The organism is Bacteroides ndongoniae (assembly GCF_900108345.1).
GTDB classification, from domain to species: domain Bacteria; phylum Bacteroidota; class Bacteroidia; order Bacteroidales; family Bacteroidaceae; genus Bacteroides; species Bacteroides ndongoniae.
In genome coordinates this window covers 1-14,065 of sequence record NZ_FNVV01000012.1, presented here as the reverse complement: position 1 = coordinate 14,065, position 14,065 = coordinate 1, and the positions used below count along the sequence as shown (strand labels likewise).

Here is a 14,065-nt window from a genome sequence, read left to right as displayed (position 1 = left end):
ATGGAAGAAAATTTGATTTTAGAGGGGCTTCTCTCCATGGTCACGGAACTGAAGGAGAAGCAGGAAGCGCAGGTGACGCCAGCCGGACGCGAGGAAACCCTTTCCCGACTGGAGGCTATAGAACGGGCATTGTCTGAGTTACGCAGGAACCCGGCGGTTCCCGAAAAAGAGTTGCAAGACATCCTGACCCGGCTTGCCGAACTGCGGAAATCAGGACAGGAACAACGGCAATCTTTCGGGGAGGTCAAGAATTATGTAGTAGCCACTTTCGGCTGTCTCAAGGAAATGCTGGAAACAATGAAGCGGTACCATGATGAGCGCATGGCAGAAAAAGAAGAAGCCAAACCCGTACCGTTTCATCGGCGGATTTACAACAAAGTAACTTCTTTGGTACGCCCGAAGCTATTCCTCTTTTCGGCAGGTCTGATTGTCTGTGCCACGTCCCTGTTCCTGAATGTCCGTCTGGCTGAACGGATGGGGCAGTTGCAGGACAACGACATGAAATACCGTTATCTGCTGATGCAGGGACAAGCGGACGGCAATACCCTTGAAAGACTGGAGAATAAGTTCAAGTGGCAGCGGGACGAGCGTTTTATCCGCAACCTGACGGATTCGGTACTAGATTTTGAGGAACGTTGCCGCAGGCAGGCGGAAGCCTTGGAACGGGCAAAGCTGCTTAATGAGCAGGCTGAGCAGTTGAAAAAGGAAGCTGATAGGTTAGGAAATCAGTAAATAGCAAAAAGCCGAGGTGAAGGATAAGTCCCATAACTTCGGCTTTTGAGTTTAATAGTTATACGTAATTCACACAGACTATTTTTTTTAGACAAGCCTTGACCATCGTCAAGGTTTATATGATATTTTTCACGAAAAAAGAAAAGTGAAATCTTATTGTTAAGATTTTATTTTATATTTGCGCCGCTTGAAAGGAAAACAAATATATGTAGAACAAAAAACTACTTTTTATGGCAAACCTATCAAAAGAAGGCAATATTCAACATAAACTTGGATTTGCCGGGTTACTCATCACATTGGGTATTGTTTTTGGTGACATTGGAACATCGCCACTCTATGTTATGAAAGCCATCATTCATACTGGAGAAGCTCTTGATGAAAATTATGTTTTAGGCGCATTGTCTTGTATCATATGGACGCTTACTCTTCAGACTACGGTGAAATATGTGCTGGTGGCTCTCCGTGCCGACAATAACGGGGAGGGTGGCATACTTGCGCTTTATGCCCTTTTACGCCGCCACAGAAGAAGGTGGATTTACATCATTGCCATTATCGGTGCGAGCACTTTGCTTGCTGATGGTATTATCACTCCAGCCATTACGGTCACAACTGCCATAGAAGGACTTGAAAGTATCAGTCCGCATCTGCCTGTGATTCCTATTACACTGACCATTATTACCATTATATTTTTCGTTCAGCGTTTTGGTACAGAAAATATAGGACGGTCATTTGGCATATTTATGCTACTTTGGTTCCTGCTTCTTGGAATCGCCGGAGCTATCAGTCTGACTTCCTATCCTCAAGTATTCAAGGCATTCAATCCTTACTATGCCATACGGTTATTAGTGGAATCCCCCCACTGGTTTCTGATATTGGGTGCCGTTTTCTTGTGTACCACTGGTGCAGAAGCCTTATACTCTGATTTAGGGCACTGTGGCAGACGAAATATTACGGTCAGTTGGATATTTGTAAAGGTGATGCTTATTCTAAATTATTTGGGGCAAGGAGCGTGGGTATTGCATCATCCGGAAAGTGCAGAAGGTACAGTGAACCCATTTTATTCAATCATGCCACAAGAAATACTGTTGTTTTCCATAGCAATGGCTACCGGGGCAGCTATTGTTGCGAGCCAAGCTCTAATAAGCGGTTCATTTTCCATATTGAGTGAAGCTATGAACTTGAATTTCTGGCCTCGTATGCGTATTAAGCACCCTACCAACGTAAAAGGTCAGTCATTTATTCCAATGGTAAACCTTGTAATGTATATTGGAGTAATATTTACTATATTGTTGTTTCGAGATTCCACCCACATGGAAGCCGCTTATGGACTTGCCATAACTATTACAATGTTGATGACAACATTGTTGTTGGGATTCTATTTGCATATGCATAACATTCCACGCATTCTATCAATACTGTTTGTCGGCGGATATTGTGTTATTGAAGGTATTTTCCTTGCTGCAAACCTGTCCAAATTTATGGTCGGAGGTTGGTTTACGCTGTTAATAGGTGGATTATTATGTTTTATCATGTTTGTATGGGTAAGTGCCAACAAAATTCGTCGAAAACATATGTCTTCCAAACGGTTAAGTGAATACTACAACATTATTTCTGATATTAAGGCGGACGAAAGCATATCCAAATATGCTTCTAATCTTGTCTATGTGAATCATGCAGACAAAGAAGGTTGTGTGGACGATAAATTGTTGTATTCCATAATTAATAAGCAGCCTAAACGGGCAGATCATTATTGGCTTATTAACCTTGAATTTGTGGATACACCAGACACACTTGAATATAATTGTTCCACATTAATAAAAGGGACATTGTTTAGTATAACCATGCGTATAGGTTTTCGTATAGAACCGCGCGTGAGCCTTTATTTACGACAAGTAGTTGATGACCTTGTTGCGGATGGTGAAGTAGAACTAACAAGCTCTTATCCTTCATTGCATAAGAATGGCATACCGGGTGATTTTCGCTTTATTATTATCCACCGGATATATTATCCTGAAGATTCCCGTAACCGCCGACAAAATTTGCTGATGAGCCTTTATGCCTTAATTAGAAAGATAGGCATTGGAGAACCGAGTGCGTTGGGGCTTGACACATCGGTTGTTGTTGTCGAGCGTGTACCGTTAATTATAGCTAATAGGGCAAAACATATTCGTCGTATAGAGCGGATTAAGCCTGAAAAATGCGATAATGATGCTAATATAGTCTTGGAAGAACAGAATGTATCATAAGTGACTTGCTATAATTATCGTCTGCATTTACGGTTTAGTTCTGTCTTTTGTATATACATCCAAACTAACCTAAACCTATTCTTGTTGGCAGTAATAAACGTGCTGGCGAAAAGAGAAAGAATGGCTTTCCTTCTTTTCGCCAGTAGTGTTTTTTATTGCTAATAGTTTGCAGTTGAAATGAACTTCTTAATTTCCTCTTCAGTGGGAAGTTCTATCATATACTTTTGCACGAAGATGTTCGGGTCTAATCCGGCAGTGGCGTATTTTACCAACGTGTCGCCCTTCTCGGTGCAAAGCAGGATGCCGACAGGCGGATTGTCGTCGGGTTGCATCACTTCCGCCTTGAAGTAGTTAAGATATAGGTTCAGTTGCGAAGCGTATTCGTGGCGGAACTTGTCTATCTTCAATTCCACGATGACATGGCATTTCAAAATGCGGTGGTAAAACACGAGGTCGGCAAAGAAATAATCCCCGTCTATCAGGATTCTCTTTTGGCGTGCTTCGAAGCAGAAGCCATGTCCCATTTCCAACAGGAAGCGTTGCAGGTTGTCCAGAATGGATTGCTCCAAGTCGTTTTCCGTTACCAAAGCACGGTCGTTCAATCCCAAGAACTCCAACGTAACGGGCGTGTTAATAATGTCTTTGGGCTGCAGCGGCATGGCTTGCCGTTGCACCAAAGCAGATAAGGCTTCTTTGTTTTTCGACAATCCGCTGCGCTCGTAATAGAGGGAATTGATTTGTCGCTCCAGTTCTCTTGCTGACCAACAACCCCTTATTGCTTCCATTTCATAGAAAGCACGTTTGACCGGATTTTCTATTTTAGAAATAAACTTTAAATGAGAATACGGTAATCTTTCAAATAATCTATCAGCTTGTGTATTCCATTCACTTGGTTGATTATTAACGGATTGTAATTCGGCACTCACCGTGTGCCGAATTGGGTCTGTGAATTCGGCGGACAGTGTGTGCCGAATTTCGCTTCCTGCCAATATGTATTGTGCGATAGGCTCTTTCAGTTGCGGATAAACAAGGTATAGCCGCCGGAACTCACGAAACCTGCGCTCGTTCAGTCCTTTGACATTCAACCGCTGTTCCAGTTTCTTCAACAGTTGTTCGCCGTATGCGGCACGGTCTTCACCGTTTTGCTCAAACTCCACGATATAGCAGCCCATGAGCCAATTGCGGGCAGTCAGGGCGAGGTTTACAGCGTGTGCGGCTTGCGCCTGCAACGTGCTTTGTATCGTGCTGATATGTTTTACTAATGCTTCAAAGTCCATAATTGCAAAGGTAAGTCTTTTATGGTTAAAACTTTAATTCCGGCAGGCTGTTTATCGCCTCCTCTTTCAATTTATCCACCGCACGGGTGTATTTCTCCGTATGTTTCAGTCCGCTATGCCCGAGCAGGCTGGCAACCGTCTTGATGTTCGCCCCATTGTTGAGGATATTCACGGCGAATGAGTGACGGGCGCAATGCCAGCTTATGTGCTTATCTATCCCGGCTCTTTTCACCCAACGCTTGACGGATTTGCAGCAACTTTCATACGAAGGCAGGTTGAAGATGAGAGCGTCTTTGTTACCGTCTGCCGGCGGTTCTCCCACAAGCGAAAGAAGACCGTCATTGAGCGGAATGACCACACCGCTACTGGCGGAATGACCTTTGGTCTTGTTCTGCTCAAATTTTAGCAGCTTATTAGCGTAGTCGATATTCTTATAGGTAAGGTCTTTCACATCACAGAAGCGCAAGCCACAATACAGGCAAAAGATAAACGCACGCCTTACGTTGGGGTTCTCGTTGTCATAATGGCACGCAATCAACCGCTGGATTTCTTCCGGCGAAAGCACGTCCTTGCGTAGTATCTGGCTATCCGCCTTGCAGGTAACGCCTTTGCAGGGGTCTTTCAGCATCACATCGTGGTCAATCGCATAGTGGATAACCTTCTTGAAACGCTGGAAGATGCTTTTAGCCCCTTCGCCCACGCTCCGGGATTGCAGATAAGCTACGAACTGTTCCATCATGTCCTTCGTGATAAGTTCCGGCTTGATGCCGAACTCGTGCATCGGGTAATGCTCCTTCAAAAAGTCCTTGAAACGGCTTAGGGCGATTTGCACCATCCGAATGTCTTTCTTGGTATAGTCATTGATATAGGCTTGAAAATAATCCAAGAAATTCACGTTCCGGTCTTTTTTCAGGCGATAGCCCAACATACTTTCCTTAAACTCCTGTTCACGTTCAGCACGTATTTTTACAGCAAGCTCCAGTGTTTCCTTGTTCTGCTGGTGTTCCGCAGGGGTACGTGGCTTCTCTATCAGATACAGGCTGAGGTTCTCTTTTCGCCTGTGATGCTTGATAGCGAACTTCGGCTTTCCCCGCATCTTACCGCTTTCATAATACACCTGATTACCGTTTTCATCCAATACAGGCTTTTCCTCTCTACCCAAATAATACTCCAGATACAAACTAATTCTGCCGTCCGACAGCCTGTTTTGCTCCAATTTAGGGTTTTCTTTCGTTTTATTTTCTAACTTTGCCATTGTTTAGAGGTTTTATCCCGATTTAGGTACCATAACCGGGTGATTACGCTAAATAATTGATTTTCTTTTGTTTCCCGATATTGCAAAGGTACAAAAGAAAATGGAATTTCAAAGTGTACTAAAAGTGTACTTAATGACGAAAAATGGGCAAAATATGGCAAAAATAGAGAAAATAAGAAAGATGCAAATAATTGATAATAAGGAAGATAAATTCTTTTATTTTCCTATAATTTCTATGCCTTGTACCGGGTCTGGGTACAAGAAAAAGAGCTAAGTATTTGCAAATCAAATATTTATCTCTTTCCTTTTTATATTAATGTTCCCAAATTGTTCCCGAATATCCTCTTACAAGTTACTAAAGAAAGTTCTAAGCTATAAATATCGGGAACTTACTGTTTTTTGTATTTAAGGACTTGCGAAGAGCAGACAATCGCTTTATAATGTGCCCGATAGCTATGATTATCATTATGATACCTATTTTATAATGCCACAGTCCAAGTGGAGAGTTTGCTCCGCTTACTCCAAGTAATACGATACCTGTAACGGACAGCAATAAAAATATGATAGACAGAACTGCTGTAACCTTGCTTTTCCTGCCTATTCCGTTTTTTATGATTCCCTTATACCACCCCCAGTGTGTTGTCACATGGAATATGATGGCAACAAGGAACAATACACTGCTCACGACATGAACCACTGCCCAGTTATGCCATACTTCGTGGCTGTTCCCATGTCCGGCTATGTGCAGACCAATTCCTGAAATGGCAGACACGATGAATACAACGATTAAAATCCAGTCGATTACAAAAACTTTTTTCATACATTTCCAAATTTAATGGTGCAAAGGTCACTACTTTATCGGAAACGGACGATAACAATTGTAAAGAAATGGAGCTTAGCGACGGTTTCTGATGCGGGAGAGCGAAACAGGAGTAATGCCAAGATAGGAAGCTATGTAATGTTGCGGCACTCGTTGGATGATATTTGGATATTCCTTCAACAGTTCTTCGTACCTTTGCTGTGGTGTATTCTTGATACGGGACAGGAACAGGTGCTGGTAGAAGCTGAACCTCTCTATAATTTTCTCTTCATATAGCTTTCTTAATGAAGAATTGCCTTCTATCTTATTGTAGAAGTCTTCTTTCTTTATAAACAGGACTTCTGACGGCTCGATACTTTCCAGTGAGAACAGGCTCGGTGTACCTTTGTACAGACTGTCAAATGAAGCCACGAAATCTCCCTCGAAGAAAAACTGGAAGGTTATATCCTTTCCCTCATTGTAGAAAAACAATCTCAGACAACCTTTGCGGATAAGGTATATCCTATCCGCAATCTTACCTTCCTCCAGCAATATGGTCTTAGGTGGAATGGGCAAGGTTTCTGCTGTATTATGATTAAAAATATGATTGATTAAATTGTCTTTTGTCATAATCCAAAGTTATGAATAATTTGGCATTCGCTAAAGGTTAGAACAATATCATTATTCCCTAATCCGCAAGAAACCGTGCTGAAAGACGCGGATATTATGGCATAAATACCGATGAAAGTCAGGAACGAGCATGACCTGATTATGAACTTTCATCTTTTATTAAATGAAATTGGTTCTTAGCCTTGGTTCGTATGTTGGCTTTTCTATTCCTGCTTTCTTGCCGCTTTCAATGCATTTCAGTAGCCATGCCATGTTTTGCCCCAAGACTCTCATGGTTTGTAGCCCTTCTTTGTCTTGGTTAACATCATCAGGTGTGAAGCCATGTACAGAATTCCAATATTGAGATGATACAATAGGCATGTTGCAAATCGTGAAATATTGATTGAGTTGCTCAAAGGTTGCAGAGGCTCCTCCCCGTCGGCAAGAAACTACAGATGCTCCCAGTTTGCCAGCCATACGTTTTTCTGTGGCAAAAAATAATCTGTTCAAAAACGAAATCAGTTGACCTGTCGGTGCGCTATAATAGACGGGGGAACCTATGACGATTCCGTTAAATTCATCCAACCTCATCTGGATATCTCGTACGATATCTTTTTGGAAACAAAAACCTGTCGTCATGCAATTCATACAAGCAATACAACCAGAAACAGGCGCTTTACCCAAATGAAGCATTTCAGTCTCTATTCCATTTTGTTGTAATGTTGTTTCCACTTCGTGTAATGCCGTATAAGTGCAGCCCTTTTTATGAGGGCTGCCATTTATAAGTAATACTTTCATTTGTTGTCAAAATTTATAAGCCAGTTCTGCCGCCTGTTTACAGCCATCAGTATTCTTTATCTCTCCCTCATTCAGTACACCTGGTATGAGCACTTCTCCTGCCAGTTCCCATTTCAGCAAAGCTGCAGTTCTTTCCATAGAAATACGAACACCATCCATGACGGTCGGATCGTCTTCTTCACAGCATGTTATCAGTCCCCATTTCTTTCCGGCAACTTCCTTTCCGCCTACCACAAGTGAAAACATACAATCAATAACTCCCTTTATCTGTGCCGGTATTGAATACCAATAAACGGGCATGGTAAATACAATGGCATCGGAGTCAACTATTGAAGATGCGATAATGTCAAATTCTTCATTGAAAGAACAGGCTTTCCCAGTCTTGTAACATGTCATACAGGCATGGCAGCCTCCAATCTTCATAAATGCTGCATCAAAACGTTTTATTTCATGCCCACAATGTTCTGCTTCCTTTATAAAAGTTTCTGTCATGGCGAAACTGTTGCCATGTTTGCGTGGACTACCTGTGATAACTGTTATTCTCATGATATTTCCACCTTTTATTTTTGAATAGTATCTGAGTTCTGATTATATGCTTTTGCTACGCATTTCCATTCGTTGTTTATCTTTAACAGGAGCAAATAATCTGTAAAATCAATTCTGTCGCCCCATTTTTCTTCTAATACACGCACAACTGCTACAGTTTCTTCCACAGAAACGATGTCTATACGTGCCTTAAAGTTATTACCAGCACTTACCGTATCAACATTATGGTAGAATTGCTCGATGGAACCGTGTTCTAATTTGCCATCCAAATAGCCGAATAAGACTGCTTCATCGACAAATAGATCTTTTGCATAACTACTGTTTCCTTCTGCTACACTTTTAACAAATTTCATGGCAGCGTTTTCCACTGCTTTGTATTCTTCAATATTAGCTCTCATAATTTTATATTTTATGTGTTATTAATTCTATTGCAAAGTTAGGCGGTAGCCTCTGTTTATACAAGTACCGTAAAATTATTCATATACCGAAAATTTATTCGGTATACTTATTCTTCTGTATATTATTAGTAATTTTACCACAAAAACAGAATAATATGTACGAACGAAAAATACCTATAGACTTGGATTGCCCGTTACGATTGACCATGAGTCTTATAGACTCTAAATGGAAATCGTGTATATTGGATGAGTTGCGTTATCGCTCGATGCGGCCCAGTGAGCTTCATAAGGCATTACCAGAAGCTACTCCAAGAGTGTTAGACATACAATTGAAAGAATTGGTAGAAGATGGTCTGGTAAAGAAAACCATATTCCCCGAGCTTCCACCTCGCTCGGAATATTCAATAACGTCTCTTGGACTTACTCTTATCCCAATTATTGATGCTATGCTCGAATGGGGAAAAAAGAATAAGGATTTATTTGAGAGAAAATATGGTAAGTAAGTTCTATCTCTTTGCCCCCGTTGTAAAGGAAATCATAAAGACATACGTTGAAAACGGACAGAGCCTTATTATGGAAGGCTGCTATATACCGTTCGGCAGAGAAAAGGATTTTGCGGATGATTATCAGTGTGATATAAAATACATTTGTTTGATATTCAGTGAAGAATATATAAGGCAGCATTTTGCAGACATTGTAAAAAATGAAAGCGTAATAGAGACAAGACTATCTACGGATATTACTGCTGATGATATGATTAAGTCCAATGGATATAATCTGGAACAATGTAAATTGAGAAACTACAACTATATTTTTATTGACCATGTATATCAAATAAATCATGATATTATAGAAACACTCCAGTAACCTACTTACTAGAGTGTTTTTATTTTACTATTACAGCTTGAGCCCTTTGCTTTTTTTCTCTTCCTGTTGCGGCAGTATTGTTCCGTATCTAAGCCTGTACCATTGTTCCCTGAACCATTCGGTAATCGGCTTCCTGTTTATAGTCAGGTTCAGCCTGCTTTCATCGTCAGGGTCATTTTCCACCCTTAAAATATCATCCTTTATATCAAAGTTCCGTCTGTGCTGTTCTGAATAGATTTTACCGCTGCATTTCAAGGCTTCTTTCTTGACCAAAAGACTTTCTGTCATTTCTTTAGAGAATCCCAGCATGGCACAGAACTTTTCCATGCGCAGCATTTCCCTGAACATCGGAAACCATCTGAAAGCCTTGTCTATGATTCTGGCGAGCCGTGATAGTTCTTTTTCTTTCATGTCAAGTTCCTGCCTGTGCATTTCTCTGAGATTGTGGATTTGCGTATCATGCTGTTTCTGCATCTGCTGTATTTGGCTCTGCAATTTTTCAATATTGGTGTTCCGTTTTGAAACCTCGTCTTGCAGTTTTTCGTTGGCATGTTCCAGCTCTTTCAGTTTTCCGCTTCCGAAAAGAGAAGCAACTCCGCTTGTTATGGCTGTCGCTGCCGTGGTGGCTGTCTTCTTTAGCTTGTCAGTGCGAATTTCTGATTTTACCTGTTTAAGTTCCTGCTCGGCAAGATTTATCTGTTCTTCTTTGTGCCGTTTGGCAGCATCCATGCGTTGCAGTTCGGCTTTCTGTTTCTCGATGATAAAGTCGTTACGTTCCAGATGTTCCTTGCCTGTAACAGCCTTTGACTGCCCACGCTCCATCAGCAGGATGTCAGATGCCAAGGTCTGCATCTGCATCATGTCATCGTCATTGAGCTTTCGGCTCTTTCCGGTTTCGTGGTTCATCCAGTCGAAAACGATATGGGCATGATAGTTCGGCTTGAACCATCTTTCACCTACTTTGAAACTCTCCCTGTCTTCCACTTCCGGTTGACCGTTCAGCCAATGCCCTTCGTCCTTGTGCAGGAAGATTTGCAGCGGTGTGATTCCCCAGCGTCTCTGGCACTCCTCACCGAATTTGCGCACATCTGCCAGTGTCGTGTCCGACCTGACAAGCAGCACTCCTTCGCGTATGGGGGAGCATCCCGCAATCTTGACTGTCTTGCCGTTCTTGCCTTTGCGCTCCCGTTCTTTTTCCTGCATGGCACGTCCGGTCTTTTCCTTTACCATCTGTCTGATATTGTCATAATGCGTCCGCAAATCCGGACTGCCGAAGTCGGGATTTATCCACTGCTCGTTATCGGTGGAGAGTTCAGGAACTACATAGATTCTGGACTCTCCGATGTGGCGCATATATTCGGCAGTCCTTCTGTTGTGAGCCTCGCTCGATGCGATGTTGCAGGGCTTGATATGTATGCTTGATTTTGTTGCCATAGATACTTGTTCTTGGGTTTGTACTTTATTGTTTGCTTTTCTGCTGTCCGTAAACGCATGGGGTTCTTAGGGGTGCAACCCATAAGCGGAGATTGCAAAGAGAGGGTCACTCTTTGCTCTGGGTTCTCAGGGGAGAAACGCCCTGAGTGGGTTATTAGGGTAAAACCCTAATCCCCTCGGGAGAGCCCACAACTACGTAAGCGAAGCGTGTAGTTATAGTGGGCTATAACCGAAAGCCTCCCGGTTTATTGGGCGGTGTCTTCACTCTGATGGATTGGGCCTGTTTCTTTGTCTCTGCCCGTTTTTGCAGGTATTCGTTCAAATCCTTGCATCCGCTGTATATGTGTGAAGCGTCACGTATAACGTATATGTCTGGTATTGTCATACTCCTTTCTGATTTGCTGCAGGGCTTCCATTCCTGCACGGTCATTGTCAAGGAAACAGTGGATGCGTTCATAGCTGCCCAGCGGATAGAGAGCCTTGGAAACATTGGCTACAGAGTTCAGGACCATGTAGTCCTGTCTGTCGAAATCGGGGGATTGCGGACAGCTTTCAAGCCTTAGTGTCAGAAAGGAAAGGTAGTCCATGAACCCCTCAAAAACGTAACATGCTTTTCTCGGCTCTCCCGATTGTCTGATATGTGATATTTCCTTAGGTGCGATGCAGCCCTTGAAATATCGGTTGCGGATTTCATATCCGCCCGATATGTTCGGAAAGGCAATGGCGAAATACCGTTTACCGTTGTTGGTGAAGTGTGCCTCACGGCATTCTCTTTTCGCCAGTGCCGTATTTATTCCCCTTTCCTGCAGGTAAGAGAGCAGGGCAGGAGAAGACAACTGTACGATGTCAAGCTGCTGGAAACTCGGCTCGGTGGCAGACTGCCTGTGAAAAGAGAAAGATACGGGACGGACATGCGGTGTCTGTTCCTCTATGCGTTTCAGGATATACGGAACACTCTCCGTTGCGTAGAGGTGTGCCGCCAGTGCGATGATGTTGCCGCCCTTTCCCAGACCGAAGTCGAACCATTGTTCACGTTCGGTGTTTACCTTGAACGAAGGTTCGTTCTCTTCCCTGAACGGGGATTTGTACCAGAGGTTTACCCCCTGCTGCTTTACGGGGGAATACCCCAGACTGTGCAGATAGTCTGCGATTCTTATCTTTTTTGCTTCTTCTGTTGTCATTTTCGTACGGTTTAGTGATGAATGAAAAAATGATGATTTGATGAATTTTGCTTGTAATAAGCTGTTATACAGAATGGTAACGTTTCATCTTTTTCTCATCAGACTGCTTGCCAAAAAAGAAATGATGATTTCTCTTTTCATCAGCATTATATTCCGATGAATGAATGATGAACTTGTATTATACTATAATACAGTGTATTATATACTGTATTCATCATTTCATCAAAATAATCATATAGCGGTCAGCTGTTCCTTGGTTATCGTGTAGAACCTTCCTGTCTTCCTTTTCGTTTCGTAGTGGCAGTCACGGTGGGGAGCAATCTCATAGGCGGTGTAGGAAAGCGAGTTCGGTGCGGAAGTCAGCTTCCATACTTCCTGAACCACTTTCCGCACCTGATGTTTCTCTGCCTTTACCTGCGAATATATGAGCAGTGTCATGAGGTCGTTCAGACAGAATGAAACACTTTCCACATTCATGTTTGACATGATGTCAAGGAACAGTTCAGCCATTTCTATCTCCAGACGGTTTCGGTTGCTCCGGATGATTTTCTGCAGGGCTGCCGTATGTGTCAGCTTCGGATTGAACCACATACGGCTTTCCTTCTCCGTTGAAAGCTCCCTTTGCGTCAGGAAGAACAGGAAGGCTGGAATTTCCTCTTTCAGCTTTTGCAGGAAATTAGTGTCATCGTCCTTCAGCGGATTTATCTTCCTTACCCAGTATCGTGTTTCCCCTGCGTCTATGATTACAGGCAGGTACTCGTTGTTTGAACACAGTACGAACTTGGCGAAGAAGGCTATTTCCGTGCGGTCTTTTCCTTTGGCTTCCACCTTGTAATTGAAGGTAGTGCTCAGGTTCTTCAACCGCTCGCTGTCCTCCCTGCGGTTGAGCAGCACCTCGTCCACGACAATGAGCAGCTTTCCGGCCCAGTCGGAATTGAACTGGCTCCGGAAATCCTCGTTGGTGTTGAATGTCACGTTATCCCCGAATACGGCTTTCAGGAAATTAAGGAACGTACTCTTGCCCGTGTTCCTCTCTTCCGATACCAGCAGGAGTATGGGAAGTTTCTGCAACGGCTGCAGGAACAGCAGTTGCAGATAGTCCAGTCCCAGATTGTACTGCTCACCGAAAATGTGAAGCACCAGAGAACGTATGTTCGGGAAATCCCCTATCTGCGGAGTATGCTCTATCGGTTCGTACAGATTCAGGAAACCGTCAATCTCCTTCCGGTAGTTCAGATGGTCGGGAACGGTACAGAATCCGTCATACTTCGGGACGGTCGCAAGATAGTTCTTCCCGTAGTCCTGCCTGAGTGTGCAGTTGTTCCATATCACACGTCTTTTCTCATACCCTCCGCTGGCGCAGGGCTGGTTTACGACCTTGTACAGTGTCGTTCCCACACGCATGTATTCTTCCTCTTTCATAGGCTCAGATTGAAGGATTGCGTTCACCCAGGATTTTCTGTATGTCCGACTGTCGGTATCTGACCTTGTTCCCCACCTTTACGGGTTTCAGATAGTTCTTCTTTGCCCAGTGCCAAAGGGTGGTGTCGCACACGTCGCACATTTTCTTCACTTCCTCCTTTGTGAGGTACTTTTCCTTTCTCGCTTCCGCAATGGCGGTGGAGAGTTCATGCTTGGCACGGCTTATCAGCTGGTTTGAAAACATGAGCAGGTCTTCGCCTGTCACTTCCAGTTTGATGTTGCCGTTTCCGCTTTGGATAATTGCCATCAGGTCTGTCATAGGCTTGTTGAAACTGCCGGTTGTAAGACTTCCCGTTTCGGCAGTATTATAAACGAAAAGAGGGTGTGTCGTAATACGCGATTCACCCTCTTTTCTTTATCAGCGATAAGAGCGTAGTTAACTCTTTCAGGCAGCGATATTCTGAAGATAATCTCGATTATTTTGTTCCCAATAGCTTAAAT

14 protein-coding genes and 1 pseudogene are annotated in these 14,065 nt (G+C 43.1%); 4 read left to right on the top strand and 11 right to left on the bottom strand.

Features of this window, described 5'->3' with window-relative positions; genetic code table 11:
- Both BQ5591_RS00395 and BQ5591_RS00390 read left to right on the top strand, forming a co-directional pair.
- A complete protein-coding gene (locus tag BQ5591_RS00395) occupies window positions 1-732 on the top strand; it encodes a hypothetical protein (protein ID WP_071148004.1) in 732 nt (243 codons plus the stop codon).
- Window positions 733-962: 230 nt separating this feature from the next.
- A complete protein-coding gene (locus BQ5591_RS00390) occupies window positions 963-2,978 on the top strand; it encodes a KUP/HAK/KT family potassium transporter (RefSeq protein ID WP_018710110.1) in 2,016 nt (671 codons plus the stop codon).
- A gap of 158 nt (window positions 2,979-3,136) precedes the next feature.
- On the opposite strand, the gene BQ5591_RS00385 is transcribed toward BQ5591_RS00390, so the two are convergent.
- The 7 genes from BQ5591_RS00385 to BQ5591_RS00350 all read right to left on the bottom strand — a co-directional run bounded on the left by BQ5591_RS00385 (window position 3,137) and on the right by BQ5591_RS00350 (window position 8,660).
- Window positions 3,137-4,255: a PDDEXK nuclease domain-containing protein gene (locus BQ5591_RS00385; RefSeq protein ID WP_071148003.1), complete on the bottom strand. Its 1,119-nt coding sequence runs from the start codon at window positions 4,253-4,255 to the stop codon at window positions 3,137-3,139.
- A gap of 25 nt (window positions 4,256-4,280) precedes the next feature.
- Window positions 4,281-5,510: a site-specific integrase gene (locus BQ5591_RS00380; RefSeq protein WP_071148002.1), complete on the bottom strand. Its 1,230-nt coding sequence runs from the start codon at window positions 5,508-5,510 to the stop codon at window positions 4,281-4,283.
- A gap of 367 nt (window positions 5,511-5,877) precedes the next feature.
- On the bottom strand, window positions 5,878-6,330 hold the full coding sequence (locus BQ5591_RS00370; RefSeq protein WP_071148000.1) for a DUF4405 domain-containing protein: 453 nt from the start codon (window positions 6,328-6,330) through the stop codon (window positions 5,878-5,880).
- Window positions 6,331-6,405: 75 nt separating this feature from the next.
- Window positions 6,406-6,939 (bottom strand): Crp/Fnr family transcriptional regulator, encoded by a 534-nt coding sequence (locus tag BQ5591_RS00365; RefSeq protein WP_071147999.1) that lies wholly within the window; start codon window positions 6,937-6,939, stop codon window positions 6,406-6,408.
- A gap of 159 nt (window positions 6,940-7,098) precedes the next feature.
- On the bottom strand, window positions 7,099-7,716 hold the full coding sequence (locus BQ5591_RS00360; RefSeq protein ID WP_022053087.1) for a flavodoxin family protein: 618 nt from the start codon (window positions 7,714-7,716) through the stop codon (window positions 7,099-7,101).
- Between the two features lie 6 nt (window positions 7,717-7,722).
- On the bottom strand, window positions 7,723-8,262 hold the full coding sequence (locus BQ5591_RS00355) for a flavodoxin family protein (RefSeq protein ID WP_071147998.1): 540 nt from the start codon (window positions 8,260-8,262) through the stop codon (window positions 7,723-7,725).
- A 14-nt stretch (window positions 8,263-8,276) separates the two neighbouring features.
- Window positions 8,277-8,660, bottom strand: a complete 384-nt coding sequence (locus BQ5591_RS00350; RefSeq protein WP_022053089.1) for a nuclear transport factor 2 family protein — start codon at window positions 8,658-8,660, stop codon at window positions 8,277-8,279.
- 155 nt (window positions 8,661-8,815) lie between these two features.
- Here BQ5591_RS00350 and BQ5591_RS00345 point away from each other — a divergent pair, with 155 nt between their 5' ends.
- Both BQ5591_RS00345 and BQ5591_RS00340 read left to right on the top strand, forming a co-directional pair.
- A complete protein-coding gene (locus BQ5591_RS00345; protein WP_022053090.1) occupies window positions 8,816-9,163 on the top strand; it encodes a winged helix-turn-helix transcriptional regulator in 348 nt (115 codons plus the stop codon).
- Window positions 9,141-9,527: a hypothetical protein gene (locus BQ5591_RS00340; RefSeq protein ID WP_159434397.1), complete on the top strand. Its 387-nt coding sequence runs from the start codon at window positions 9,141-9,143 to the stop codon at window positions 9,525-9,527. Before BQ5591_RS00345 ends, BQ5591_RS00340 begins: the two co-directional genes overlap by 23 nt.
- Before the next feature lie 30 nt (window positions 9,528-9,557).
- Here BQ5591_RS00340 and BQ5591_RS00335 read toward each other — a convergent pair whose 3' ends face one another.
- The 4 genes and pseudogenes from BQ5591_RS00335 to BQ5591_RS00320 form a co-directional block, all read right to left on the bottom strand.
- The gene (locus BQ5591_RS00335; protein WP_071147996.1) at window positions 9,558-10,961 is read right to left on the bottom strand and encodes a mobilization protein; all 1,404 of its coding nucleotides are present in this window, start codon (window positions 10,959-10,961) and stop codon (window positions 9,558-9,560) included.
- A 223-nt stretch (window positions 10,962-11,184) separates the two neighbouring features.
- Window positions 11,185-12,142: pseudogene (locus BQ5591_RS00330) on the bottom strand (toprim domain-containing protein).
- A gap of 231 nt (window positions 12,143-12,373) precedes the next feature.
- Window positions 12,374-13,564, bottom strand: coding sequence for a primase-helicase family protein (locus BQ5591_RS00325; protein WP_071147995.1), 1,191 nt, complete (start codon window positions 13,562-13,564; stop codon window positions 12,374-12,376).
- Between the two features lie 4 nt (window positions 13,565-13,568).
- Window positions 13,569-13,883, bottom strand: a complete 315-nt coding sequence (locus BQ5591_RS00320) for a helix-turn-helix domain-containing protein (RefSeq protein WP_005797547.1) — start codon at window positions 13,881-13,883, stop codon at window positions 13,569-13,571.
- Between the last annotated feature and the right edge of the window lie 182 nt (window positions 13,884-14,065).

Bases quoted from the DNA above. Each gene is read 5' to 3' on its own strand.
- BQ5591_RS00395 (WP_071148004.1), top strand. From the start codon at position 1: ATGGAAGAAAATTTGATTTTAGAGGGGCTTCTCTCCATGGTCACGGAA.
- BQ5591_RS00390 (WP_018710110.1), top strand. From the start codon at position 963: ATGGCAAACCTATCAAAAGAAGGCAATATTCAACATAAACTTGGATTT.
- BQ5591_RS00385 (WP_071148003.1), bottom strand. From the start codon at position 4,255: ATGGACTTTGAAGCATTAGTAAAACATATCAGCACGATACAAAGCACG.
- BQ5591_RS00380 (WP_071148002.1), bottom strand. From the start codon at position 5,510: ATGGCAAAGTTAGAAAATAAAACGAAAGAAAACCCTAAATTGGAGCAA.
- BQ5591_RS00370 (WP_071148000.1), bottom strand. From the start codon at position 6,330: ATGAAAAAAGTTTTTGTAATCGACTGGATTTTAATCGTTGTATTCATC.
- BQ5591_RS00365 (WP_071147999.1), bottom strand. From the start codon at position 6,939: ATGACAAAAGACAATTTAATCAATCATATTTTTAATCATAATACAGCA.
- BQ5591_RS00360 (WP_022053087.1), bottom strand. From the start codon at position 7,716: ATGAAAGTATTACTTATAAATGGCAGCCCTCATAAAAAGGGCTGCACT.
- BQ5591_RS00355 (WP_071147998.1), bottom strand. From the start codon at position 8,262: ATGAGAATAACAGTTATCACAGGTAGTCCACGCAAACATGGCAACAGT.
- BQ5591_RS00350 (WP_022053089.1), bottom strand. From the start codon at position 8,660: ATGAGAGCTAATATTGAAGAATACAAAGCAGTGGAAAACGCTGCCATG.
- BQ5591_RS00345 (WP_022053090.1), top strand. From the start codon at position 8,816: ATGTACGAACGAAAAATACCTATAGACTTGGATTGCCCGTTACGATTG.
- BQ5591_RS00335 (WP_071147996.1), bottom strand. From the start codon at position 10,961: ATGGCAACAAAATCAAGCATACATATCAAGCCCTGCAACATCGCATCG.
- BQ5591_RS00325 (WP_071147995.1), bottom strand. From the start codon at position 13,564: ATGAAAGAGGAAGAATACATGCGTGTGGGAACGACACTGTACAAGGTC.
- BQ5591_RS00320 (WP_005797547.1), bottom strand. From the start codon at position 13,883: ATGACAGACCTGATGGCAATTATCCAAAGCGGAAACGGCAACATCAAA.